The following is a 20,505-nucleotide window of genomic DNA, read 5'->3' as shown; positions in this document are numbered from 1 at the left end:
AATGACGGGGGACTCATTCGTCTCGTCACTGTCGTCGTCGGTTTTCGTCGACCAATGGGGGTAGGACCGCAAAACTATCGCTATCGGTATTTCTGTTCACGTATGGCGATTCCTTACGGAAGATATTTATACTAGTACTGCTTACCTTGGGTTAGTTACAATGAAAATAGCACAACTTGCTCGCGACGACGAACGACTGGTCCGTCGGTTCGAGAACGACGACGGATCGACGATCGTCATCGACTTTGGCGGCGACTCCGTCGACGCATCCGCCGAGGTCGTCGACGGGACCGTTCTCGTCGTCGCTGGCGACGAACAGTACGAACTCGAGGTGCCAGCACAGGCGAGTGACGCGCAAGCGTTTATGAAAAACGGCGTCCTCACTATCGACCTGGAGGCATCCCAATGAAACTCACCGTCAGACCCCTCAAGCAAAAAGACGCAGGTCGCGGACTGGCCGCCATCGACCGCTCGTCGATGAGCGAACTCGGCCTCGAGAACGGCGATTACATCCTGATCGAGGGCAACGGCGAGGACCGGGCCGTCGCCCGCGTCTGGCCGGGGTACCCCGAGGATGAGGGCCGAGGCGTCGTCCGCATCGACGGTCGCATCCGCCAGGAGGCCGGCGTCGGCATCGACGACCGCGTCACTGTCGAGAAAGCCGACGTGAAACAGGCCTCGAGCGTCACCGTGGCGCTTCCCCAGAATCTCCGGATCCGCGGTGACATCGGCCCGCTCGTACGCGACAAACTGAGTGGCCAGGCCGTCACCGAGGGCCAGACGGTGCCCTTCTCGCTCTCGTTCGGCCCGATGGCCAGCTCCGGTCAGTCGGTCCCTCTGAAGATCGCCTCGACGTCCCCGAAAGGGACAGTCGTGATCACGGACTCGACGGAGATTCAGATCTCCGAGACGCCTGCCGAACAGATCAGCGCCGGCAGCGGCTCTGGCCAGGAAGGAATCCCGAACGTCACCTACGAGGACATCGGTGGTCTCGACAGCGAACTCGATCAGGTTCGCGAGATGATCGAGTTGCCGATGCGCCACCCGGAACTGTTCCAGCAGCTCGGCATCGAGCCGCCGAAGGGCGTTCTCCTGCACGGCCCGCCGGGAACGGGGAAGACCCTGATGGCCAAAGCCGTCGCCAACGAGATTGACGCCCACTTCCAGACCATCTCCGGGCCGGAGATCATGTCGAAGTACTACGGAGAATCCGAAGAGAAGCTCCGCGAGGTGTTCGAGGAAGCCGAGGAGAACGCCCCGGCGATCGTCTTCGTCGACGAACTCGACTCGATCGCGGCCAAGCGCGAGGACGCCGGCGGCGACGTCGAACGACGCGTCGTCGCCCAGCTGCTTTCGCTGATGGACGGCCTCGAGGAGCGCGGACGAGTCACCGTCATCGCGGCAACCAACCGCGTCGACGCCATCGACCCCGCGCTCCGACGTGGCGGCCGGTTCGACCGCGAGATCGAGATCGGCGTTCCGGACAAGGACGGCCGGACGGAGATCCTGCAGGTGCACACCCGCGGGATGCCCCTCTCGGACAGCGTCGACCTCGATCAGTACGCCGAGAACACCCACGGCTTCGTGGGTGCCGACCTCGAGAGCCTGACGAAGGAAGCGGCAATGAACGCGCTTCGGCGCATCCGGCCCGAACTCGACCTCGAACAGGAGGAGATCGATGCCGAGGTGCTCGAGCGCCTGCGCGTCACCGAGAAGGACTTCAAGGAGGCGCTCAAGGGCATCACGCCATCGGCGCTCCGCGAGGTGTTCGTCGAGGTGCCGGACGTCACCTGGAACGACGTCGGCGGTCTCATGCAGACCAAAGACCGACTCCAGGAGACCATTCAGTGGCCGCTGGACTACCCCGAGGTCTTCCAGGCGATGGACATGGAGGCCGCGAAGGGCGTCCTCATGTACGGTCCGCCGGGGACCGGGAAGACCCTGCTCGCGAAGGCCGTCGCCAACGAGGCCCAGTCGAACTTCATCTCGATCAAGGGTCCCGAACTGCTGAACAAGTACGTCGGCGAGTCCGAGAAGGGCGTCCGCGAGGTGTTCGAGAAGGCCCGGTCGAACGCACCGACCGTGATCTTCTTCGACGAGATCGACTCCATCGCGACCGAACGTGGCAGCGGCCAGATGGATTCGGGTGTCGGGGAGCGTGTCGTCTCCCAGCTCCTGACCGAACTCGACGGCCTCGAGGAACTCGAGGACGTGGTCGTTATCGCAACGACGAACCGGCCGGACCTGATCGACACGGCCTTGCTCCGACCCGGGCGACTCGACCGTCACATCCACGTTCCCGTCCCGGACGAGGAGGCCCGCAAGAAGATCTTCGAGGTCCACACCCGCGACAAACCGCTGGCCGAGGGAATCGACCTCGACTGGCTCGCGAGTCAGACGGAAGGCTACGTCGGTGCGGACATCGAGGCCGTCTGCCGCGAGGCGTCTATGGCCGCGACGCGCGAGTTCATCGAGACGGTCGATCCCGAGGACATCGGCGATGCCGTCGGGAACGTCCGGGTCAGCAAGGCTCACTTCGAGCAAGCGCTCGAGGAGGTTCCTCCGAGCGTGACCCAGGAGACGCGCGAGCGCTACGAGGAGATCGAATCGCAGTTCCAGTCGAGCGAACCCCAGCCGAAAGAAGAGCAGGTCGGCCGAACGTTCCAGTAAGCCGACTGCTCTCCTTGCGAGCCTGAAGGCTGAAACGCGATTTTGCGGCGAATTTTCATCGACCGACTGACGAACTACTGAGCGGATTCATAGCACTCCTGCGACGAACCCGAGCCCCATTACGATGAGGACAGCCGCGGAGAACGCCGGCAGGTACGGCGTGTACTTCTCGACCGTCTCTTCGTGACGTTCGTAACCCGCGACCAGCAGCATGGTCAGGGTGACGATTCCAATGATGACGGTGATCGCGTAAGCGGCCATCAACTCGAGGCAGTAGTTCGACCCCGAACAGAGGGCGATGATTTCGAACTCCTCCTCGTGGGCGAATCCGAGGAGGAAGGCGAACCAGGCGATGCCGAGGAGTCCGCGGTCGGCGGCGTCCTCGAGGTTGCCGTGCCCGTGGTCGTGAGTGTGGTCGTGGTCGTGGCCACCGACGAACGGGAGTGCGCGTTTCAGTCGGGTCAGAAGTCCGGCGCTTTCGTGGTGGTCGTGGTCGTCTTCGTGGTGGTGCTCGTGATGGTCGTGATCGTGGTGATGGGACTCGTGTGAGTGCCCATGTCCGTCGTGTGAGTGGCCCTGACCGTGCCCGTCTCCATCGTGTGAGTGTCCGTGTCCATGACTGTGCCCGTGACGATACTCCCGAACGCCGAGCCCGATGAGCAAGATGCCAGCGACCAGACTGACCGGACCGCCAATCTGTACGCCACCGGGTATCGTCAGCGGTTCGTTCACCTGCGTGAGTTCGAAGTACGACTTCGCGTAGAAGAAGGCCCCCACCATCGCGATGCTGCTCACGAGGTGGCCGACGCCGAGGATGAAACTCGCCGCGAACCCGTACACCCACTTGTTCGTCTGATCGAGCGCGTACGACGCCGCCACCGGCCACCCGTGCCCTGGCTCGATGCCGTGTATAGCCCCGAGGACGACCGCCCCGAGGAACAGCCCTGTTAGATCGGACGGGATCATTCGTGTCGCCTATCGCGGGACGCCCGGCTTAACCATTGTTACTACCGAAACGGGGGATTCATCATACGCGGCCTGCTTTTCCCAGCAACGAACCACCATGCGAACCAGTTTTAGCATTCCCGACGACGTCGTCGACGCGTTCGACCAGGTCTGGCAGGACCAGGGACTCGACAACCGCTCTCGAGCCGTGAGAGAGGCAATGCTCGAGTACATCGAGTCACATTCGCGGCTGGAGGAGACGACCGGCGAGGTGGTCGCCCTCGTCGGCTTCGATTACCGTCACCACGACGTGATCCGGGAACTCCACACCGCCCAGCACGAGTTCCAGGACGTCATCCTCAACACGAGCCACACCCACCAGCAGGAGTGGTGTCTCGAGTCGCTGTTCTGCCGGGGAAGCGCCGACCGCGTTCGAGAACTCACCTATCGACTGCGCGACTTCGACGGGGTGCGTCGGGTGAAGGTGATGGTGATTCAGGACCAGGTCGGCTGACTCGAATCCAGAACGACGTTTCGGGTTCACACCACGTCGAATTTCGAAGTACTGTTAGCGTGTCGAATCGGCTCGGTCGTCGAGTTGCTCCGAATCCTCTCTGATAGAGGCGTAGACACGTTCGGCCCACTCGCGTGCAATTGGTTCGTCTGTATCGACGAACACCTGCATGAGCCCCGTCGTTTCGTCGTATCCTCCTATTCCGACGCACTCGTCGAAGAGAGCGAGCCCATACGGCAGTTGGTCGCGCGTTCGAAGGGCGAGGTGGCCACTCTCGATCGCCTTCTGAGCACGCTCGGGATACGTGTCGAAGAGCGTCTCGGCGATATGGGGGAGGTAGACGATTTCCGTGTCAGTTGCATCGAACAGTTGCTCGTGGAATCCGCCGAGAGCAAGTGGTGCCATGTGTGTCGTATTGAATCCACGGAACGTCTCCGACTCCCGGACGAGTGAGATAAACCGTTCGACAGGCCGGTACGGGTCATCTGGTTCTGCGACGGTAACGGTCGCGTCCACGAACGGTTCGACGACGAACTCTCGGTGGTTTTCACAGATCACGTCGAGCAGCGGTGTCAGCTTCTGTGCAGTATGTACGTTCGCCTCGAATCGGAGCACTTCCTCTGCGACGACTTCGCCTCGGCCGGTCAATCGAAACCGCCCGTCGACTTTCTCGGCGAATCCCTGTTCGCCGAGCCACTGTGTGAAGCGGTGACTCGTCGCTCGAGAAACGTCGAGACGGTCTTCGATCTCTCCACGGTCGAGAGGTTCTTCTAGGAGTGCTTCGAGGACGGGTCCATGTCGGACGATATCGCCGAGCTGGTCTGTATCCACGCGATTTCCTGCTGTGTTCAGCCGGTGGCCGAGCTGGCGACGGTTTCGCTCGTTCTCCAGAATGGCCTCGAAGATCGGCGAGCCTGGTCGGAGGTGACGGTCGTCACCGTATCTACCGTGTTTGTCAGGCATCATCTGGCTCACTTCCTAGAGAATCGTCGGCAACGAGGGTAACTCTATCCCGTTCGTGCTTCGTAACTCCTCTCACGGTCTGAAACGCCGCTCATCCCATCGAACAGCGCTCGACAGGTGAGGCCAACAGCTGTGACGCCGTACAGGTGGGCATGACACGTCAAAAGGCCGGTGACGATCGGATCGAACAGTTCGAAGCGGAATTTCACGGCGATCTGATTCGACCCACCGATCCCCACTATGACGATGCACGCGCCGTCTGGAACGGGATGATCGACAAGCGACCCGCACTCATCGCTCGGTGTCGTGGAGTCGCCGACGTCATCATCGCAGTACATGTCGCCCGTGAACACGACCTGGTGGTGGCGGTTCGCGGTGGTGGCCACAACGTCGCCGGGACTGCCGTCTGTGATGACGGCCTCGTTATCGACCTGTCCGAGATGAGGAGCGTGTGGGTCGACCCTGACGAACGGACGGCGTGGGTTCAAGCCGGCGCCACGTGGGCAGACGTCGATCACGAGACGCAGGTGTTCGGGCTGGCGACCCCCGGCGGCGTCGTCTCGGACACGGGTGTCGCGGGACTCACCCTCGGCGGTGGGATTGGCCACCTCCGGTGTAGGTACGGCCTCAGTTGTGACAACCTCCGCTCCGTGGACCTCGTTACCGCGGATGGCGACTATCTGACTGCCAGCGAGGACGAACACGAGGACCTCTTCTGGGGACTTCGCGGGGGCGGCGGAAACTTCGGAGTCGTCACCGGCTTCGAGTTCGAACTCCATCCGATTGGGCCCGACGTGGCGGCCTGCCTGGTGTTCTATCCGAGTGATCAGCTGACTGATTGCCTGCGAGCGTACCGCGAGTACGTCGAATCGTCACCCGACGAGGTGAGCACGCTCGTCTTCGCGGGCGAACTGCCCGACGAAGAACTGTTCGAGGGCGACGACGTCCATCGCCAGAAATTCGCCATTATGGGATGCTACGCCGGACCCGTCGACAACGGGACACGAGCGCTGTCCGCCCTGCGTGAACTCGCAGAGCCGATCGCTGATTTCAGCGGGGTGATGCCCTACACCGACCTCCAGCAGATCCTCGATGAGGACTACCCAGACGGGATGCGCTACTACTGGAAGTCGCTGTATCTCGACGGACTGTCAGAGTCCGCCATCGACCGCATCGCCTACTGGGCCGACGTGGCACCCTCTCCGCTCTCGACGGTCGACGTCTGGCAGCTAGGGGGCGCAATCGCTCAGGTCGACCCCGAGGACAGTGCGTTCGCGGGGCGGCACGCTCCATTCCTGCTGGGTGTCGAAGCCAACTGGGAACGTCCGGACGACGACGATGCCAACCTCGAGTGGGTGCGTGACTGTCTCGACGACATGCGGCAGTTCTCGGACGGGTCGGTCTACCTCAACTTCCCTGGATTCCTCGAGGAAGGCGAGGACATGATGCGGACCACGTTCGGACCTGCCTACGAGCGATTAGTTGCGCTGAAGGACGAGTACGACCCGACGAATTTCTTCAGCCGTAACCAGAACATCACACCGTCCGGGGCTGTGCAAACTAACGGTGGGGATGGCATCGATGAGTAAATTCGAGAGCGAATCGGTAGGTGCCCCGCAGCGACCGTCGACCGCCCGCGTCGTGTTCGTGAGTATACTCGGGGTTTCGGTCGGCGTTCTACTGGTCGCAGCTACGTTTCCCGTCATCCGCGATACGTATACAGTACCGAGTGGAACTGTGCAGGCTCTAACGGTTGTCGGCCTCGTACTCGCCGAGGCTATCGTGCTGTACGTCGGTTACGGCGCTCTCGTGGCAATCGTCAAGCCGTCGATTCGTGAGTTGCTCGGTGGAGACTCCGCATGGAATTCCTCGGATTAAGCCTCGTATCGATTGCCGTCTTCGTCGGATTTGGTCTGCTGGTCGGTGTTCTCTTCGGGTTCTTCGGGATGGGTGGGTCGTTCCTCGTCACGCCAGCGCTGCTCGTCCTTGGCTATCCGGCAAAAGTGGCAGTCGGAAGTGGACTCGCCTTCGTGTTCGGGACGAGCGTCGTGGCCGCGCTCAGGCATCGCACCCACGGTCAGATCGACTACAAACTCGTCGCGTTGCTGACGGTGGCTATGACCGCCGGGATCGAAGTCGGGAGACGAGCAGTCGTGGTACTGGAAGAGTTCGGGTCGGCTGGCCTCGTCATCGGCGTCGCGTACATCACCCTTCTCGCCCTCGTCGGACTGTTCACCCTGCGTGATGCACGTCAGGAGAGGGACGAATATCTCGGAGATAATCTCACTAATCGTGTACAAACTTTTGACTGTCCTCCGATGGTGTCGTTGACCGGTGACGTCAGGGTGTCAGTCTGGGTTATCCTGGCAATCGGTGGGATCGTCGGAACGCTCTCTGGATTCCTCGGTGTTGGTGGAGGATTCCTGCTACTGCCCGCGATGCTATATGGACTCGGCGTTCCTGCTGGAATCGCCGTCGGAACTGACATCCTTCAAATCACCGTGTCCGGTGCGTTCGGCGCGTTTGTCTACGCACGAACCGGCGCGGTTTCCCTCCCCGTTGTTAGTTTGCTACTCGTGGGAAGTGCGCTCGGTGCTCGCATCGGTGCAGGAGCATCGACGCTCGTCGACGAGGACGTCATCAAGGAATACTTCGCAGCAGTACTGCTCGTAGGAAGCCTGGCTGTAGCTCTGAAAAAGCTGAGTGCGCTACTCGGCGTCGAACCACTTCACACGGCAAGTATAGTTCTCATTTTTGGTGCGGCGATTGCAGCGAGTGCTGCGGTAGTAATCACTGCCATCGGTCGCGCACGTGTCTCTGCGTCACGAACGCCGGATGCGTCGTAACCAGAGCAAGCTGGGCCCGAACTTCCCCTTAATGATGGATGGATGATATTACGTTAATCCGACTACGAGGTAAACACAAGCCGGAAGTTGACTACCCGGTCAGCAATAGATGCCCTGAAACAGCCGAATCCGGCTATCGACTTTCTTGCTGCTCGACGCTGTTTAGGTCGATAATTTACGTTACACAGTTCTGTGTACTTTGCCGCTTTTCCAGTCCGCCGTTCTCCGTTCGTAACGAGCATGGTCTAGACGCCATACTTTTTAAGTGTGCATGTAGTGCTGTGTACTACAATGGCGACAAAAACGATTTCACTCGACGAAGAAGCCTACGAGCGGTTGAAGGCTCGAAAGAAAGAAGGGGAGAGTTTCAGTGAAACCGTCAAACGCCTCGCGGGAGAACGGTCGTGGAACGAAGTCGCAGGTATCCTTTCCGAGGAGGAGGCGACGGACCTCGAAAGCGCTATCCAGGAGGGGCGCACTCGGTCCAAAGAGCGGAGTAACCGCCTCACAGCGGAGCTAGACGAAGCCGTTGGTAACGAGAAGGCGGAATGATTCAGGATACATCGTTTATCATCGACCTGTTACGTGGTGACGAAAACGCAAAACGGATTCTCGACATCGTTGAGAAGGAATCACGACCACAGAAAGTGTCCTCCGTAACGGTGCTCGAACTCTACGAGGGTGTCGCCCGTTCACAAGCGCCAGAAACGAAACGAGAACGTATCCTTGACGTACTGGAAACGAAGCACGTGGTAAGTGCCGACCAGGCCGTCATGCGAAAAGCCGGGAAACTCTCCGGTGAACTAATTAACGGCGGCAGGCGGATCGAGCGAGAGGATTGTATTATCGCAGCAACTGCCCTCCTGAACGATGAGCCGATTATCACGAGAAATACCAAACATTTCAACCGTGTCGATGACCTGGAGGTACAGTCGTACTAGTGGAAATTATCGATAGAGTAACTGCTACCGGTTTCCCCTTTGCTCAACCTTATTCAGCCAGGTGAAATCCTTGGTACGCTCACAGAGGATAGCCACTGTGGGTAATAGTGGGTAAGGCTTATCCAGAAGTGACCCGTAGTGCGTACCATGACGAAAGTAGATGCTCACGACCTACAAACCAACGAGACTGACGACCGAGGTCGAATCTACCTCGGGACGGAGTACGCGAACAAGCGCGTGACTGTCGCCGTCGTCGAAGTCGAATCTGACCGACCTGACGAGGACGAATTAGCTGCCGCGTACCGCGAGGCATCCGAGAGCGCCGACCATCTCGCTGAGGAGTGGAAGGGAGCATCTGACGAGGCATGGAACGGACTCGATGAATGAGCGAGAAGACCGAGGTTCGGCGCGGTGACGTCGTAGTCGTTCGTCTCGACCCTGCCGAGGGCCACGAGATGAAAAAGACTCGGCCTGCGGTGGTCGTGCAAAACGATATTGGAAATCGCAACTCCAGTACGACCATCGTTGCTCTAGCGACAGGTACGCATCGAGGCTACCCGTTCGAAGTGCTGGTCGAAGAGGATGGGTCACCGTTCGAGAAGGACTCCTCAGTTCGCCTCGACCAGATTCGCGTCGTCTCTATCGAAAAGCGGATTCACTCGGTTATCGGGAGTCTGAGCGAGCCGACCATGTCCGAGGTGGACGAAGCACTGAAACTGAGTCTCGGGCTGGATTGAGTCACCGATTTCCGGGTCAACTACACCTGCGACCGGCGCTATCGGTCTTCGTGTGATGGCCTTTGGGAAACCTTGTTCAAATCTCGGACTGACGTTACAGATTCCATCTACGTTACTGCATTCTTCATAGCGTCCGGAACGGCAGTTGGCAACGTGAGTATTCTCTCGTAAACCTAAGCCGGAGTTCTTCGTTCGAGCGCCAGTTTAACTCCGAATCCGATGAGGACGCTTCCGCTGGTCACACGAAGGGCATCTTTCACGAGTTCGCGTTCAGTAATCACTCGACTTGCTCGGGCGGAGAATACCGCGAGCATCGCTTGATAAATAACGCGGTATCGAACGTATAGCTAAGAGCGTTATGTGCTACCTAGACTCGCGCTGTTCTACTTTGTTCAGTTCGATGAAATCCACCATGGATTCTCGCGAAAACAACGTCTGATCACAAAATCATCCTGTCGAATATAGGGTTTAGCGTCCTTCACTAGGCGACATATATAAACGAAACTGCCGAGGCCTATAATTGTTAGTATCGGTCGGTTAGCGCGTGTCGAACGAGTCGATCACGTCGGTCGTCGAATGGGTCTCGACGATATCTTGCTCATCGAAGTCGGTGTCGTCGCTCCAGATGTCCGCGTCACTGGCGAGGGCACACGCGACGTACAGCACATCGTCGGGATCAGTCTCACCGATCGCCGCGTTGGCCTCCTTGATATAGGGATAGAACTTGCTGGCGGGGACGACCTCAATATACTGAAACAGGAGGTCAATGAACTGCGCGACTCGATCCGGGTGCATCCCAGATTTATCGACGATCAACTCCGTGTAGTTCTCGATTTCGTCGTGGACGAACTCGGGTGTCACGAGATCTGGTTCGAGCGTAACGATGAGTTCGCGGGTTTTCGAGTCGGCGATGAGCGCTGAGATGACGACATTGGCGTCGATAACCAACTTCATTCGTCGGGACTACTCCAAATCCTCTTCGACGCGGTCGCGTGCGCTCTCGTTGACCTTGTTGGCTATTTCTGCGACGTCGCTCTCGGTGAGTTCGCTTCCGGATGTGAGCTCGTCCATCACTTCGAGTGTCTCGATTTTCTCTTGGATCGCCTGGCGGGTGACCTCGCTCCAGTTGATTTCCGGATGTCTCTCCATCCGATCTTTGAGATCGTCGTCGACATTGACGGTGATACTGGGCATACAGAAAACTATGTAGACACAGAATCTTGTGTCTTTGGATGGAGACACAGCAGCAAGAACTGACCGCTAGCTTCACGGTATTCCTCTCATCGAGACTGAGCAGGGTACCCGAGCGGTGTTGTTGGAACGTGTTCGACCGGACGAGTATCCAGTCTTCCGGGTGCTCATCGACTCCGAGTAAACGCGAAGAATCCCGCAGAACCGAATTTTATATTCCTATTTGGAGGATTGAACGCCTATAACGTATGTTTTGAACCTTACCGGTTCTCTCGCTGCTCGACCTTGTTCAGGTCGATAATTCACGTTACACTGTTTCGTGTATTTTGCCGGTTTCGTTACGTTGGCTCATTTTTCTACTGAAAGGAGGGGCTTCGAACCAGTATTTTTAAGCATGCATGTAGTACTGTGTACTGCAATGGCAACGAAAACGATTTCACTCGACGAGGAAGCCTATGAGCGGCTGAAATCCCGAAAAAAAGAGGGTGAAAGCTTCAGTGAAACCGTCAAGCGCCTCGCTGGAGAACGGTCGTGGAACGAGGTTACGGGAATCCTCTCCGAGGACGAGGCGGCAGACCTCGAGGCCGCTATCGAAGAGGGACGAACGAAGTCCAGAGAGCGGAGTGACCGCCTCACAGTAGAGTTAGATGAAGCCGTAGACGACGAGACGTCGGAATGATTCAGGACACCTCGTTCATTATCGACTTACTTCGGGGCGATGAAAACGCAAAACGACTTCTCGATATCGTCGAAAAAGAAGCGCAACCACAGAAAGTGTCCTCCGTGACGGTTTTGGAACTCTACGAGGGTGTTGCTCGGTCTCAAACACCGGAGACGAAGCGAGAACGCATTCTCGAGATACTAGAAACAAAACACGTCGTGAGCGCCGACCACACCGTGATGCGAAAAGCCGGAAAACTCTCCGGTGAGCTGATCAACCGTGGCGAACGGATTGAGCGAGAAGACTGTATTATCGCTGCGACTGCGCTTCTCAACGATGAACCGGTTATCACGAGAAACACCAAGCACTTTGGCCGTATCGGCGGCCTCGAAGTACGGTCGTACTAAGGCACGATTGTGTTGGCTGTTACCTATTTTCGCGCTGCTCGACCTTGTTCAGTTCAATAACTCACGTAACACGATTGTGTGTACTTTACCGGTTTCCAAACGAGTGAACCGCAGAAACTCAGCTATCCACTGGATCGCTCAATACACGTGTGAACTGAGCAGTTGTTGGTGGGCAACTTGATAGAGGGGAACAGTTAACTCAGATAACCACACAATCAACGATAGGGCTCAAATGGTCAACGGAGACGAGAACCGTCGGGCAGCGGCAATCTGTGAAAACTGTGGAACCGCCCACTCGGTTCGTATTGGGCCAGTGGGTGAGATTTTGCCAATCGGTACTGGAAGGGGGCCTGAGTGTACGTGCGGAGATGGCGATTTTCGGATTGTAAGCGACGACTCGGATCTGGTAACTGATGCCGAATCAAAGACACAAAAATAATTCTTTCAGTACCAGATGAGAAGTGAGATACCTATACTGAACGGCAACCACACGTGCGAACTGATCGCCGATAATTAGGACATTTCACACTAGTATTCAAAAAAGTATGATGAATACACGGCGCTTCTCAATCGAGATCCGTGTCAGTCGGTAACCGCATGATCGAGAGCCAGAACTGCTCTAACTCCTGTATCATGTTGATAAACTCGCCGGGATCAACTGGCTTCGTCAGGTACCCGCTCGCACACAGTTCGTAGGACTTGACGACATCCATTTCTTCTTCCGAACTCGTGAGGACAATCACCGGAATACGCCTACGGTTCGAATCCTCGTGAAGTTCTGCAAGCACCTCGTCACCATTTTTGCGGGGGAGATTGAGGTCTAACAGAACGATATCGGGGCGCGGTGCGTCAGCGTAGTCATTCCGTTGAAAGAGGAAATCGAGGGCGTCAACACCGTTTTCGACAACGTGGAGTGTGTTCGCTATCTTCCCGTCCTTGAATGCCTCTTTCGTGAGACGTATGTCGCCAGGATTATCCTCAACGAGGAGGACGTCAGCCGGTTCGGCACTCCCATACTCACTCGTCATGCTCATCCTCCGCTGGAAGAGTAAATGAGAACGTCGCTCCCTCGCCTGGCTCGGACTCAACCCGGATTTCGCCACCGTGACGTTCGACGATCCGCTCGCATAGTGCCAGGCCAATACCTGAGCCCCCGTGGTCGTTACGGGATTGGAGCCGCTGGAAGACCTCAAAAATACGATCTTGTTCGTCCGGCTCGATTCCGATCCCCTCATCCCGAACCGACACTTCCCACATCGAACCGTTCCGGATGGCGGAAATATGCACTCGTGGCGGCTCGTCCCCACTATACTCAATCGCGTTGCTCAATACGTTCTGAAACACCTGCCGTAACTGATGTTCATCTCCCACCACACGAGGTAGCTCCTCAATATCTACGTCGGCATCACTTTCAGTTATACGTATCTCGAGGTCGTCTCGCACGTCTTCCACCACTTCGTTGAGGTCGATCGGTTCGAGCGCCTCTCCCTGGGTCTCCACGCGTGAGTACGCCAGTAACCCGTCGATCATGTCACGCATGCGGTCAGCCCCGTCCACGGCAAATTCGAGGAACTCTTCGGTCTCCTCGGTCAGTTCCTCGTCGGCTCGGTTCTCGATCAACCGCAGATAACTCGATACCATCCGAAGCGGTTCTTGGAGGTCGTGGGAGGCCGCGTAGGCGAACTGTTCGAGTCGCTCGTTCGAGTCCTCGAGCTTGCGCTCGTATGTCTTCCGCTCGGTGATGTCCCGGGCCACGCCGATCATCCACGTCGGCCCGTCATCATCTTGGACTGGCTGCCCAGGAGCCTCGATCCACCGCACTTCTCCGTCTCGAACGATACGAATCTCTTCGTGCTTCGGCTCGCCCGTTTCCAGAGTGTTCTCGATAGCCTCTTGTGTCTTCTGTCTATCCTCTGGATGGATCACTTCGATAAAGTCCTCCCAGGTTTCGACTGGGGTTCCATACAGCGACTCCGCCGAAGGATAGAATGTGGCCTGATCCTCCTCGACGTTCCAGTCCCAGACGACCGCATCGGTAGCATTGAGGGCGAATTCCATCCGCTCGCGGACGCGCTGGAGTTCTTGTTCCCGCTCGACACGATCCGTAACGTCGCGCCCGATGCCGGCCAGAACAGGGTCTCCGGACGTGTTCTCGAGCGTAGATCCAACAAACTCGAAGGGAACGGTATCACCGTCCTTAGTGCGCAGCTCGAGTTCTACATCTACTGAGTCGCTCTCGAAGCCCTTGCGGATTGCAGCCTTGGCTGTATCACGGTCATCGTCCTCGAAGAAGTCAGCTACAGCCATTGATGCTATTTCATCGTCCGTGTAGCCAGAAACCTCTGAGAGGCTTTGGTTCCACCGTGTGAGAGAGTCATTTTCGTCTAAAACATAGAACACGTCATCGATTGCGTCGAGAATATCGTTGGTGTACTGCTGGTGTCGTTCAAGGCGCGCATTCGAGGTTTCCAGTTGATCGACTGTTTCTTGGAGTTCGAGTTGCCGTGTTTTGGCCCGTGCGTCGTACCCACCTGCGCCGAAGCCCGCGAGACTGCCCAGTGCCGTGAGCAAGAGTGTATTTCCGACGATATTTGGATCGTCACTGGCAAGAACGATAGGAAGGATGATAGCGAGACCGACCACAATGCCGCGAAGGCACCACTTGCCGATGATAGGATAGAGTTCAGAACGGATGTCTGTTTGAGGTAACCGATAGCCACCGTACAACAGGACGAGACCGGGGATACCAACTAAAATGCCAAGCACAATCCAGAGTTCGGACGATGCATCGTCAACAATGGGGAGGAACGGATAGCTGACTACGAGTGCGACGAAAAGCCCTCCAAGGGCTACAATAAATTTCCTCCCAACAACGTCGGAACCGATCCGATCCCTAAAGCCCATTACCCGTAATCTGTAAGGGGGCTCCTATAACGTTGCTATGCGGAATTCAATGAGGGAGTCTGCGGCAACCTGATTTGTCTCCACCAATGGCACCTCAATTGGCTCTCCTCTCGCGGATCTCTCTATCTATGGCGGATTTCAACACGCTGCTCAAACGAATCCACTGGCCACATACTTTGGTCTCTCAGACGTATTTCTGCGGGTATTTACGAAAGCGGGGGTGAGTGTCGAGTGCTGGCGCAGGCGGTCAGGTGACCGAGTAGACGGACATGTCTTATTGCGCCAGCATTCCACGCCTCCGAGTAACGACGCTAGCCATCAAGCGTCTCGCAGAAGGATTGGTATGCAATCCAGAGGCGTGCGGGTGTCTCGGTCGGTGTGATGGTTTTCCGGTCGTGGTCGTAGTCCACGATAGTTTCCTCGAGGATCGTCATGTGCTGCTGACAGAGGCTGATGTAGACGCGTTCTCTTTGTTTCGAGGAGAGTTCGTTCACGGTGCAGTCGTTTTCGCGCGCGGCCACTGCTTCTGCAAGATCGGACACCGTCACCACGTCGTCCGGTGGCTGATCGGCCAGGTGCTCGATGGCCCAGCGGCGCCGGTCGGACGACAAGATGGTCAATACTTCACTGTGATCGATGGGTGTGACGTGTGACTGTGACGCGCGCGTGTGATGGCGGCTTTGATGCGACTAACCGGATTGCAGATTTGCATTTTCATTGGTGTTTCGGGCGCAGGTCGTCCCGACGTACCCGACATCTACTGTCGGGGCGACCCGCACCCGCTTCGGCCAGTACTGCTCATGGTCTAGTGATAAAGGCAAAGACCAGCTCACCTGTTTCTGAGCTTTAAACCGGGGTATCGCGTACATACACGCAAGATGAAGAACACTGCAATGCTCCCCAACGATTGGCACCGGAACCCGGGAATGGCCATGCGAACAGCCCGACGCATGTGCTTCGAACACGAAACCCTCAACGCCTACATCGACGTGTGCGCACCACAGAATTCTGAAGGGCTGTTCGACGTCGACGAAGATGCTTGGGCGGTGGCCAAGCTGTACACGTCACACGACACGCTCGAGGGCGTTCAATTCCGAATCCAAACGGAGGTCGAGAACCAGGAAGACATGGCCATCGTCGTGCGCGACCTCGCCGACAAGTTCTACGACGAATTCAGCGACGATCTCGACGTTGAGTCTCGAGAAGAACCCGCCCCGGGCCTGACGATCCCGGACGACTGGGAGGAAGACGCGGAGCACAAGACGCTCGACGAATTCTAGTTGTGACGTTCTTCGAAGAACTCTTTCTGATGCTTCTCGCATAGCCACTCCTCACCAGGCCCAGACACTGCGTCGCGGTCGCAGCGCTCACACGTCTGCCCTTCCGGTGGGGTGTCTGCCATACTGTCGCCCATCTCGGCTGACTCCTCGACGATTTTCCGGGCTTCCTCGTCAACGTCGAAGTCGTCATCGGCGTTCTGCTGTTTTATCATCGCCGTGCCGACCGCGTCAAGGACTTCGTCAGGGTTCATCTCTGCGAGATCGTTTTTTGTGATTCCTTCTTCGGATAGGGCGTTCAGGATTTCTTCGCGTTTTTGTTCGATGTGTTCTTCGTCGAACTGTGGGTCGGTGGTCATGAATAGGTGTTTGTGGGGTTGCTTCAAGATGGTATCGACCAGCACGGCTTCTTCGAGATCGCACGCGGGCACACGGCACGTTGATGTATCCAGAGTCTGTCGCCCGCAGTATGGTTAATCCAGATCCAGACCCGGATGTAGATCTGTACGACATTGAGGTTTCTGAAGAGCAAGATGAGTTCTTTCAGCGCATTCGGCAGCGCCATGCGGAGCTATTCGATGCACCCGAGTCGCAGGAATGGCTGCACAGTTCGTCTGACCGCTGGTTATCGGACATCCAGATGCCGCCAGAGTCGGTCGAGGCAGTAATCCAAGTGATTGTCGAGGTGTGGGAAGTAGACGGTCTGGATGCTCGTGATGAAGAATACGCGACGTTGTTGGAAGCGATCGAGATTGAACCGGTGGCCGACGATCTAGTTCCTGACGCGCTCAAAGAATAGCACCAGACTCTGTTCTTTTGTTTAAACGACGGTAGGGCGTACTTCTAGTTACAATGTCAGAAACAGACGCAGACGCAGAACCGATAGTGGCCGGCAGTTCAGTTACTGAAGACCAAGCAGGTTTCAACCTGATGTTCGTAGCGATCGGATTCCTTGCTGGAGCTGGAGTGTCCCAGCTTGTTGTTCGAGGGTGTCATAGAACGATTCACATGGCGTTTTTTCGCCCTATATGGAATGAACTATCCGTTCACTACACCTGCGTACTGATCAGAGGGAGGGTATCTCTCTTTCCCTATGGATAACAGTTAACTCGTACATCACACAAGAACCAGAGTGATGGCAGGAGAAGGTGAGAGACAGCGGGCAGCAGCAGTCTGTGAAAACTGTGGGACTGCCCATTCGGTGCGTCTTGGGCCTGACGGTGAAATACGGCCTATTGGGAGTGGACGAGACGGAACTTGTACCTGTGGGGATGGCGATCTCCGTATTCTCAGCAACGATGGTTCTGTTCTCGAAGACGTAGATATGTAGACTACTCGGCCTGTACTGGACAAATCAAGGGAACCTACTTTAGTGACGACTCCATTACGCCCCTTGATCATGGCTTCGGAGGAACTTGACTCGGTTGACAAAGGCATCCTGTATCTCTTGCAGGAAGATGCCCGGAACAACACGACGAACGCCATCGGGGAAAAGGTCGGCGTCTCGTCCAGCACAGTCGCCAATCGCATCACCAAACTCGAAGAAAACGGCGTTATCACGGGATATCACCCAACAGTTGACTACGAGCAAACGGGGATGGGCCATCACTTGCTCGTCATGGCGACGATTCCAATTGATGACCAAGAGGAGATCGTTGACGACCTCGTAAGCGTCCCTGGTGTGGTGAGTGTCAGTGAGTTACTAACGAATAACGCAAACCTCTCGATTGAGTTGGTCGGGCAGAACAAGCAAGAAATTGAGAAGAGCATCGGTGAGATGGGCGAATTGGGCGTCGATATCGAGCGCATAGATTTGTTGAAGCGGATTCGAGCGTTCCCTTACAATCACTTCGGAAAGAAATTTACGAACGAGGACGACACTGGCTGATTTCCATAGCCTATTTAAGCCCTTCTGGAAAATATCAATCAAGCTATATGTTTAAGGAGGTGGATGGTCTACAGGGGTTGTGAACAAAATCCAGACCGAAATACCCGACGAGAAGTGTGTTAGTCAGACTGTAGTTGAAGCAGTTGCTGAAGCAGAAGGTGTTCGGCCTGTAGAACTCACACCCCCATTGTACGATGCCATTGATCCCGAGGCCTTAGACCGCATTTTTGACGATGCCCTGACCGTTGGAAAAGTTACATTCAACTACAACGGTTGCGAGGTTAGCGTGTTCTCTGACGGGTATGTGGCCGTCGAGAAGCAGTATCACGGTCATGGGCGTATCAAGAGTTGATTCTCGGCCATCACCCATGCACAACACTACTGTCCACCAGTCCTCTACCGAGGACGAGATCGACATTTTGCTTGTCGAAGATAATCTCGGTGATATTCGGCTCACTCGAGAGGCATTCAAGTCGGCCAAACAGAAGGTAGCACTACAGACAGTCACTAATGGTGACGACGCTGTGGAGTTCTTACGAACGTCTTCAGATAACGAGCTTCCCGATCTCATCCTGCTGGATTTGAATCTGCCCGGTCGAGATGGGTGCGAGGTTCTTGAAATGATTCGGGATGATCCCCGGCTCAAACCACTGCCTGTGCTTATGCTCACGAGTTCGGAGGCTGAAGAGGATGTTGCGCGGTGCTATGATGCCCGCGCTAACGCCTATCTGACAAAACCAACAGATCCTGCCAAGTTCATCTCTCTTGTAGATACTTTTGAGCAGTTCTGGGTTGAGAAGGCACGGCTCCCACCAATTCCGCCGTAATGTTCACCTTTTGCGGATGTCTGATCTGTGCTGAGTAGTTACCCTGTACTGATCGAACGAAAGGTGACGGATTGCTCACTACATGTGCGAACTGATCGCGAGGAGATCGTTAGCTACCTCACTGGCGAGTAATCGTCAGCTCCTCACCGTCGATTCGCACCCGATAGTCGTCGATCAGGAACGACAGGTCAACACGTTCTTCGCCAGCGACAAGCGTGTCTAGCGCTTCGGGATCGATGTGGTCGTACAGTGTGGTACCGAGAACATCGGGAAGTTCCACCGGATCGACCTTTTCGAGTGTTCCGAGGGCAGTGAGCGTGGCCATACTCGCTGCTGTATCTGACCAATCGTATGTTCGGCGGAATAATGGCTCGCGTGCATCGGTAGATTGATCGGTACCGTCTCGTTCTGCGACCATACTCTTCGCACGGGATCGAGAAACAAGAGTGTAGTGTGACTTTCTGAGTGAACTATTGGGCAGCCTTACGACGGCTGGTTCGTGTTGAGTCGCCAGGTGAAAATCGCCCGAAGGACGACGACGAGACTGTTTCGGTCGCCGGCACCCCAGATCGCCGTCTCCTCGATTTCTTCGGCAGTGGAGATATCGTCCACGCGCGCGCTCACGAGCGCCGTCTCTTCGTCCGTGATCAGCAGGCTTCCAGCGGGCGTCTCCTCCCATTCCCAGAGGGTCTCGAACAGTTCGGCTTCCGGTACCGATTCCTGGATGCGTTTCTGGACTTCGTCGGAAATCCCCGCCAAGTGAATCTCGACGCCACGCTCCGCGGCAGCCTGAAGCCTGTCGAGGTGTTCGTCGGTGAGCAAGTCGTCGATAGTCATGTAGACGATCTGCTCGTCAGCGTCGGCGATGAACTCCTCAATGCGGGATGCCACCGCCTCCCGTCCAGTGACCGTCCAGACGCCGAACTGTTCGCGTTGTGGCTGGGCGGGGCCGATCTCCTCGAGACACTCCGCGAGTTCGGTAATCGTGTTCTCGCGTTTGGTGGCGAGCAGTCGGATGATCGTTTCATTAGATATCACGGTGAATTTTCGTGGCGTCGTGTGCTGGATGTCGATGAATCCCAATTCGTGGAGTCGCTCTGCCGATTCGTACACGCGAGTTCGAGGGACACCGCCGATTTGCGTGACGTCCTGTGCGGTTCCCGCCCCGAGGCGTAGGAGATTGATGAGTGTTTGAGCCTCGTACTGGGACAGCCCAAGGTCTTGCAATCGTTCCAGCGCCTCGGCTTCGGCCTGCTCCTCCTCAAAACTCACCATGATAACTAGTGACCTCTCGAGGACAAAAAGCCCCTACCGTCTCAAGTCCCCTATTCCAGCTCTTCGGTGACGAATTGGAGCACCCTCTCGACGCGCTCGTTCGAGGTATACCGAATCGTTTTCGTACGCGGGTCGTACTCGATCAAATTTGCGTCCTCCAGTTTTGGGAGATGTGTATGGTGTACGTCGATAAGAAGGGGGTCGGCGTGAGTTGTATTGGTCTCCGGAGGTGGATTCTCGAGATTGATACGATCAACGAGGGTATCCGTCGTAATCACGGTCTCCTCGCCGTCGATCAACTGGGAGAGGATTGATCGCCGACACGGATCTGCCACTACCCGTAATGCTGTTTCGGTCGAGACTGTTTGGGTTTCCTGGCTCATTGACGGATCTCATAGCAAAAACAAGGGGGCTCACGGATAACACTCTCATTCACTCGAAAAATCACATTCGGACAGA

The 20,505-nt window shown here is 56.6% G+C and carries 28 protein-coding genes; 17 read left to right on the top strand and 11 right to left on the bottom strand.

Going from position 1 to position 20,505, the window contains the following annotated elements:
* Positions 1–160: 160 nt before the first annotated feature.
* Together J1N60_RS13830 and J1N60_RS13825 are read left to right on the top strand one after the other, a co-directional pair.
* Positions 161–409: a DUF7127 family protein gene (locus J1N60_RS13830; protein WP_312908314.1), complete on the top strand. Its 249-nt coding sequence runs from the start codon at positions 161–163 to the stop codon at positions 407–409.
* Positions 406–2,670 (top strand): CDC48 family AAA ATPase, encoded by a 2,265-nt coding sequence (locus J1N60_RS13825; protein WP_312908313.1) that lies wholly within the window; start codon positions 406–408, stop codon positions 2,668–2,670. The genes J1N60_RS13830 and J1N60_RS13825 overlap by 4 nt, the downstream gene beginning before the upstream one ends.
* 87 nt (positions 2,671–2,757) lie before the next feature.
* Here the strand turns inward: J1N60_RS13825 and J1N60_RS13820 are convergent, their stop codons facing one another.
* Complete coding sequence (locus J1N60_RS13820; protein ID WP_312908311.1) at positions 2,758–3,636, bottom strand: hypothetical protein; 879 nt, start codon at positions 3,634–3,636, stop codon at positions 2,758–2,760.
* Positions 3,637–3,733: 97 nt separating this feature from the next.
* Between J1N60_RS13820 and J1N60_RS13815 the strand changes: the two genes are divergently transcribed.
* On the top strand, positions 3,734–4,129 hold the full coding sequence (locus J1N60_RS13815) for a CopG family ribbon-helix-helix protein (protein WP_312908309.1): 396 nt from the start codon (positions 3,734–3,736) through the stop codon (positions 4,127–4,129).
* A 54-nt stretch (positions 4,130–4,183) separates the two neighbouring features.
* Here J1N60_RS13815 and J1N60_RS13810 read toward each other — a convergent pair whose 3' ends face one another.
* Positions 4,184–5,095: a helix-turn-helix transcriptional regulator gene (locus J1N60_RS13810; RefSeq protein ID WP_312908308.1), complete on the bottom strand. Its 912-nt coding sequence runs from the start codon at positions 5,093–5,095 to the stop codon at positions 4,184–4,186.
* A 149-nt stretch (positions 5,096–5,244) separates the two neighbouring features.
* On the opposite strand from J1N60_RS13810, the gene J1N60_RS13805 reads away from it, so the two are divergent.
* From J1N60_RS13805 to J1N60_RS13775, 7 genes are all read left to right on the top strand, one after another.
* Positions 5,245–6,681: an FAD-binding oxidoreductase gene (locus J1N60_RS13805; RefSeq protein ID WP_312908306.1), complete on the top strand. Its 1,437-nt coding sequence runs from the start codon at positions 5,245–5,247 to the stop codon at positions 6,679–6,681.
* A 115-nt stretch (positions 6,682–6,796) separates the two neighbouring features.
* A complete protein-coding gene (locus J1N60_RS20670) occupies positions 6,797–6,970 on the top strand; it encodes a DUF7512 family protein (protein ID WP_425499355.1) in 174 nt (57 codons plus the stop codon).
* On the top strand, positions 6,952–7,938 hold the full coding sequence (locus tag J1N60_RS13795) for a sulfite exporter TauE/SafE family protein (protein WP_312908304.1): 987 nt from the start codon (positions 6,952–6,954) through the stop codon (positions 7,936–7,938). The genes J1N60_RS20670 and J1N60_RS13795 overlap by 19 nt, the downstream gene beginning before the upstream one ends.
* A 291-nt stretch (positions 7,939–8,229) precedes the next feature.
* Entirely contained in the window at positions 8,230–8,490 is a 261-nt protein-coding gene (locus J1N60_RS13790; protein WP_312908303.1) for an antitoxin VapB family protein, read from the top strand.
* On the top strand, positions 8,487–8,879 hold the full coding sequence (locus tag J1N60_RS13785) for a type II toxin-antitoxin system VapC family toxin (protein ID WP_312908302.1): 393 nt from the start codon (positions 8,487–8,489) through the stop codon (positions 8,877–8,879). The genes J1N60_RS13790 and J1N60_RS13785 overlap by 4 nt, the downstream gene beginning before the upstream one ends.
* Before the next feature lie 147 nt (positions 8,880–9,026).
* Entirely contained in the window at positions 9,027–9,266 is a 240-nt protein-coding gene (locus J1N60_RS13780; RefSeq protein ID WP_312908301.1) for a hypothetical protein, read from the top strand.
* Positions 9,263–9,616, top strand: a complete 354-nt coding sequence (locus tag J1N60_RS13775; RefSeq protein WP_312908299.1) for a type II toxin-antitoxin system PemK/MazF family toxin — start codon at positions 9,263–9,265, stop codon at positions 9,614–9,616. The genes J1N60_RS13780 and J1N60_RS13775 overlap by 4 nt, the downstream gene beginning before the upstream one ends.
* Positions 9,617–10,153: 537 nt before the next feature.
* On the opposite strand, the gene J1N60_RS13770 is transcribed toward J1N60_RS13775, so the two are convergent.
* Together J1N60_RS13770 and J1N60_RS13765 are read right to left on the bottom strand one after the other, a co-directional pair.
* The gene (locus tag J1N60_RS13770) at positions 10,154–10,570 is read right to left on the bottom strand and encodes a PIN domain-containing protein (RefSeq protein WP_226777400.1); all 417 of its coding nucleotides are present in this window, start codon (positions 10,568–10,570) and stop codon (positions 10,154–10,156) included.
* Between the two features lie 9 nt (positions 10,571–10,579).
* On the bottom strand, positions 10,580–10,810 hold the full coding sequence (locus J1N60_RS13765) for a hypothetical protein (protein ID WP_226777401.1): 231 nt from the start codon (positions 10,808–10,810) through the stop codon (positions 10,580–10,582).
* 415 nt (positions 10,811–11,225) lie between these two features.
* Between J1N60_RS13765 and J1N60_RS13760 the strand changes: the two genes are divergently transcribed.
* Both J1N60_RS13760 and J1N60_RS13755 read left to right on the top strand, forming a co-directional pair.
* On the top strand, positions 11,226–11,486 hold the full coding sequence (locus J1N60_RS13760; RefSeq protein WP_312908294.1) for an antitoxin VapB family protein: 261 nt from the start codon (positions 11,226–11,228) through the stop codon (positions 11,484–11,486).
* Complete coding sequence (locus tag J1N60_RS13755; protein WP_312908293.1) at positions 11,483–11,875, top strand: type II toxin-antitoxin system VapC family toxin; 393 nt, start codon at positions 11,483–11,485, stop codon at positions 11,873–11,875. The genes J1N60_RS13760 and J1N60_RS13755 overlap by 4 nt, the downstream gene beginning before the upstream one ends.
* Positions 11,876–12,441: 566 nt before the next feature.
* Here the strand turns inward: J1N60_RS13755 and J1N60_RS13750 are convergent.
* From J1N60_RS13750 to J1N60_RS13740, 3 genes are all read right to left on the bottom strand, one after another.
* Complete coding sequence (locus J1N60_RS13750; protein ID WP_312908291.1) at positions 12,442–12,903, bottom strand: response regulator; 462 nt, start codon at positions 12,901–12,903, stop codon at positions 12,442–12,444.
* Complete coding sequence (locus J1N60_RS13745) at positions 12,893–14,779, bottom strand: PAS domain S-box protein (protein WP_312908290.1); 1,887 nt, start codon at positions 14,777–14,779, stop codon at positions 12,893–12,895. Before J1N60_RS13745 ends, J1N60_RS13750 begins: the two co-directional genes overlap by 11 nt.
* A gap of 311 nt (positions 14,780–15,090) precedes the next feature.
* Positions 15,091–15,390, bottom strand: coding sequence for a DUF7344 domain-containing protein (locus tag J1N60_RS13740; RefSeq protein WP_312908289.1), 300 nt, complete (start codon positions 15,388–15,390; stop codon positions 15,091–15,093).
* A 267-nt stretch (positions 15,391–15,657) separates the two neighbouring features.
* Here J1N60_RS13740 and J1N60_RS13735 point away from each other — a divergent pair, with 267 nt between their 5' ends.
* Positions 15,658–16,059 carry a hypothetical protein gene (locus tag J1N60_RS13735; RefSeq protein ID WP_312908288.1) on the top strand — a complete coding sequence of 134 codons (402 nt, stop codon included), beginning with the start codon at positions 15,658–15,660 and terminating at the stop codon, positions 16,057–16,059.
* On the opposite strand, the gene J1N60_RS13730 is transcribed toward J1N60_RS13735, so the two are convergent.
* Positions 16,056–16,415 (bottom strand): hypothetical protein, encoded by a 360-nt coding sequence (locus J1N60_RS13730; RefSeq protein WP_312908287.1) that lies wholly within the window; start codon positions 16,413–16,415, stop codon positions 16,056–16,058. The genes J1N60_RS13735 and J1N60_RS13730 overlap by 4 nt on opposite strands.
* Positions 16,416–16,525: 110 nt before the next feature.
* Here J1N60_RS13730 and J1N60_RS13725 point away from each other — a divergent pair, with 110 nt between their 5' ends.
* The 4 genes from J1N60_RS13725 (at position 16,526) to J1N60_RS13710 (ending at position 18,771) form a co-directional block, all read left to right on the top strand.
* Positions 16,526–16,855, top strand: coding sequence for a hypothetical protein (locus J1N60_RS13725; RefSeq protein ID WP_312908286.1), 330 nt, complete (start codon positions 16,526–16,528; stop codon positions 16,853–16,855).
* Positions 16,856–17,455: 600 nt separating this feature from the next.
* Positions 17,456–17,944 carry an Lrp/AsnC family transcriptional regulator gene (locus J1N60_RS13720; protein ID WP_312908285.1) on the top strand — a complete coding sequence of 163 codons (489 nt, stop codon included), beginning with the start codon at positions 17,456–17,458 and terminating at the stop codon, positions 17,942–17,944.
* A gap of 79 nt (positions 17,945–18,023) precedes the next feature.
* Positions 18,024–18,296 carry a DdfA family disk-determining factor gene (gene ddfA, locus J1N60_RS13715; RefSeq protein ID WP_312908284.1) on the top strand — a complete coding sequence of 91 codons (273 nt, stop codon included), beginning with the start codon at positions 18,024–18,026 and terminating at the stop codon, positions 18,294–18,296.
* Between the two features lie 16 nt (positions 18,297–18,312).
* Positions 18,313–18,771, top strand: coding sequence for a response regulator (locus J1N60_RS13710; protein ID WP_312908283.1), 459 nt, complete (start codon positions 18,313–18,315; stop codon positions 18,769–18,771).
* A gap of 118 nt (positions 18,772–18,889) precedes the next feature.
* On the opposite strand, the gene J1N60_RS13705 is transcribed toward J1N60_RS13710, so the two are convergent.
* From J1N60_RS13705 to J1N60_RS13695, 3 genes are all read right to left on the bottom strand, one after another.
* Positions 18,890–19,096, bottom strand: coding sequence for a HalOD1 output domain-containing protein (locus J1N60_RS13705; protein WP_312908281.1), 207 nt, complete (start codon positions 19,094–19,096; stop codon positions 18,890–18,892).
* A gap of 158 nt (positions 19,097–19,254) precedes the next feature.
* Positions 19,255–20,046, bottom strand: a complete 792-nt coding sequence (locus J1N60_RS13700; RefSeq protein WP_312908279.1) for a TrmB family transcriptional regulator — start codon at positions 20,044–20,046, stop codon at positions 19,255–19,257.
* Between the two features lie 50 nt (positions 20,047–20,096).
* Positions 20,097–20,429, bottom strand: coding sequence for an ArsR/SmtB family transcription factor (locus J1N60_RS13695; protein WP_312908277.1), 333 nt, complete (start codon positions 20,427–20,429; stop codon positions 20,097–20,099).
* Between the last annotated feature and the right edge of the window lie 76 nt (positions 20,430–20,505).

It is taken from the genome of Natronosalvus caseinilyticus (assembly GCF_017357105.1).
Taxonomy (GTDB): domain Archaea; phylum Halobacteriota; class Halobacteria; order Halobacteriales; family Natrialbaceae; genus Natronosalvus; species Natronosalvus caseinilyticus.
This window is presented reverse-complemented; position numbering and strand designations above follow the sequence as displayed.

Bases quoted from the DNA above. Each gene is read 5' to 3' on its own strand.
- J1N60_RS13830 (WP_312908314.1), top strand. From the start codon at position 161: ATGAAAATAGCACAACTTGCTCGCGACGACGAACGACTGGTCCGTCGG.
- J1N60_RS13825 (WP_312908313.1), top strand. From the start codon at position 406: ATGAAACTCACCGTCAGACCCCTCAAGCAAAAAGACGCAGGTCGCGGA.
- J1N60_RS13820 (WP_312908311.1), bottom strand. From the start codon at position 3,636: ATGATCCCGTCCGATCTAACAGGGCTGTTCCTCGGGGCGGTCGTCCTC.
- J1N60_RS13815 (WP_312908309.1), top strand. From the start codon at position 3,734: ATGCGAACCAGTTTTAGCATTCCCGACGACGTCGTCGACGCGTTCGAC.
- J1N60_RS13810 (WP_312908308.1), bottom strand. From the start codon at position 5,095: ATGATGCCTGACAAACACGGTAGATACGGTGACGACCGTCACCTCCGA.
- J1N60_RS13805 (WP_312908306.1), top strand. From the start codon at position 5,245: ATGACACGTCAAAAGGCCGGTGACGATCGGATCGAACAGTTCGAAGCG.
- J1N60_RS13795 (WP_312908304.1), top strand. From the start codon at position 6,952: ATGGAATTCCTCGGATTAAGCCTCGTATCGATTGCCGTCTTCGTCGGA.
- J1N60_RS13790 (WP_312908303.1), top strand. From the start codon at position 8,230: ATGGCGACAAAAACGATTTCACTCGACGAAGAAGCCTACGAGCGGTTG.
- J1N60_RS13785 (WP_312908302.1), top strand. From the start codon at position 8,487: ATGATTCAGGATACATCGTTTATCATCGACCTGTTACGTGGTGACGAA.
- J1N60_RS13780 (WP_312908301.1), top strand. From the start codon at position 9,027: ATGACGAAAGTAGATGCTCACGACCTACAAACCAACGAGACTGACGAC.
- J1N60_RS13775 (WP_312908299.1), top strand. From the start codon at position 9,263: ATGAGCGAGAAGACCGAGGTTCGGCGCGGTGACGTCGTAGTCGTTCGT.
- J1N60_RS13770 (WP_226777400.1), bottom strand. From the start codon at position 10,570: ATGAAGTTGGTTATCGACGCCAATGTCGTCATCTCAGCGCTCATCGCC.
- J1N60_RS13765 (WP_226777401.1), bottom strand. From the start codon at position 10,810: ATGCCCAGTATCACCGTCAATGTCGACGACGATCTCAAAGATCGGATG.
- J1N60_RS13760 (WP_312908294.1), top strand. From the start codon at position 11,226: ATGGCAACGAAAACGATTTCACTCGACGAGGAAGCCTATGAGCGGCTG.
- J1N60_RS13755 (WP_312908293.1), top strand. From the start codon at position 11,483: ATGATTCAGGACACCTCGTTCATTATCGACTTACTTCGGGGCGATGAA.
- J1N60_RS13750 (WP_312908291.1), bottom strand. From the start codon at position 12,903: ATGACGAGTGAGTATGGGAGTGCCGAACCGGCTGACGTCCTCCTCGTT.
- J1N60_RS13745 (WP_312908290.1), bottom strand. From the start codon at position 14,779: ATGGGCTTTAGGGATCGGATCGGTTCCGACGTTGTTGGGAGGAAATTT.
- J1N60_RS13735 (WP_312908288.1), top strand. From the start codon at position 15,658: ATGAAGAACACTGCAATGCTCCCCAACGATTGGCACCGGAACCCGGGA.
- J1N60_RS13730 (WP_312908287.1), bottom strand. From the start codon at position 16,415: ATGACCACCGACCCACAGTTCGACGAAGAACACATCGAACAAAAACGC.
- J1N60_RS13725 (WP_312908286.1), top strand. From the start codon at position 16,526: ATGGTTAATCCAGATCCAGACCCGGATGTAGATCTGTACGACATTGAG.
- J1N60_RS13720 (WP_312908285.1), top strand. From the start codon at position 17,456: ATGGCTTCGGAGGAACTTGACTCGGTTGACAAAGGCATCCTGTATCTC.
- J1N60_RS13710 (WP_312908283.1), top strand. From the start codon at position 18,313: ATGCACAACACTACTGTCCACCAGTCCTCTACCGAGGACGAGATCGAC.
- J1N60_RS13705 (WP_312908281.1), bottom strand. From the start codon at position 19,096: ATGGCCACGCTCACTGCCCTCGGAACACTCGAAAAGGTCGATCCGGTG.
- J1N60_RS13700 (WP_312908279.1), bottom strand. From the start codon at position 20,046: ATGGTGAGTTTTGAGGAGGAGCAGGCCGAAGCCGAGGCGCTGGAACGA.
- J1N60_RS13695 (WP_312908277.1), bottom strand. From the start codon at position 20,429: ATGAGCCAGGAAACCCAAACAGTCTCGACCGAAACAGCATTACGGGTA.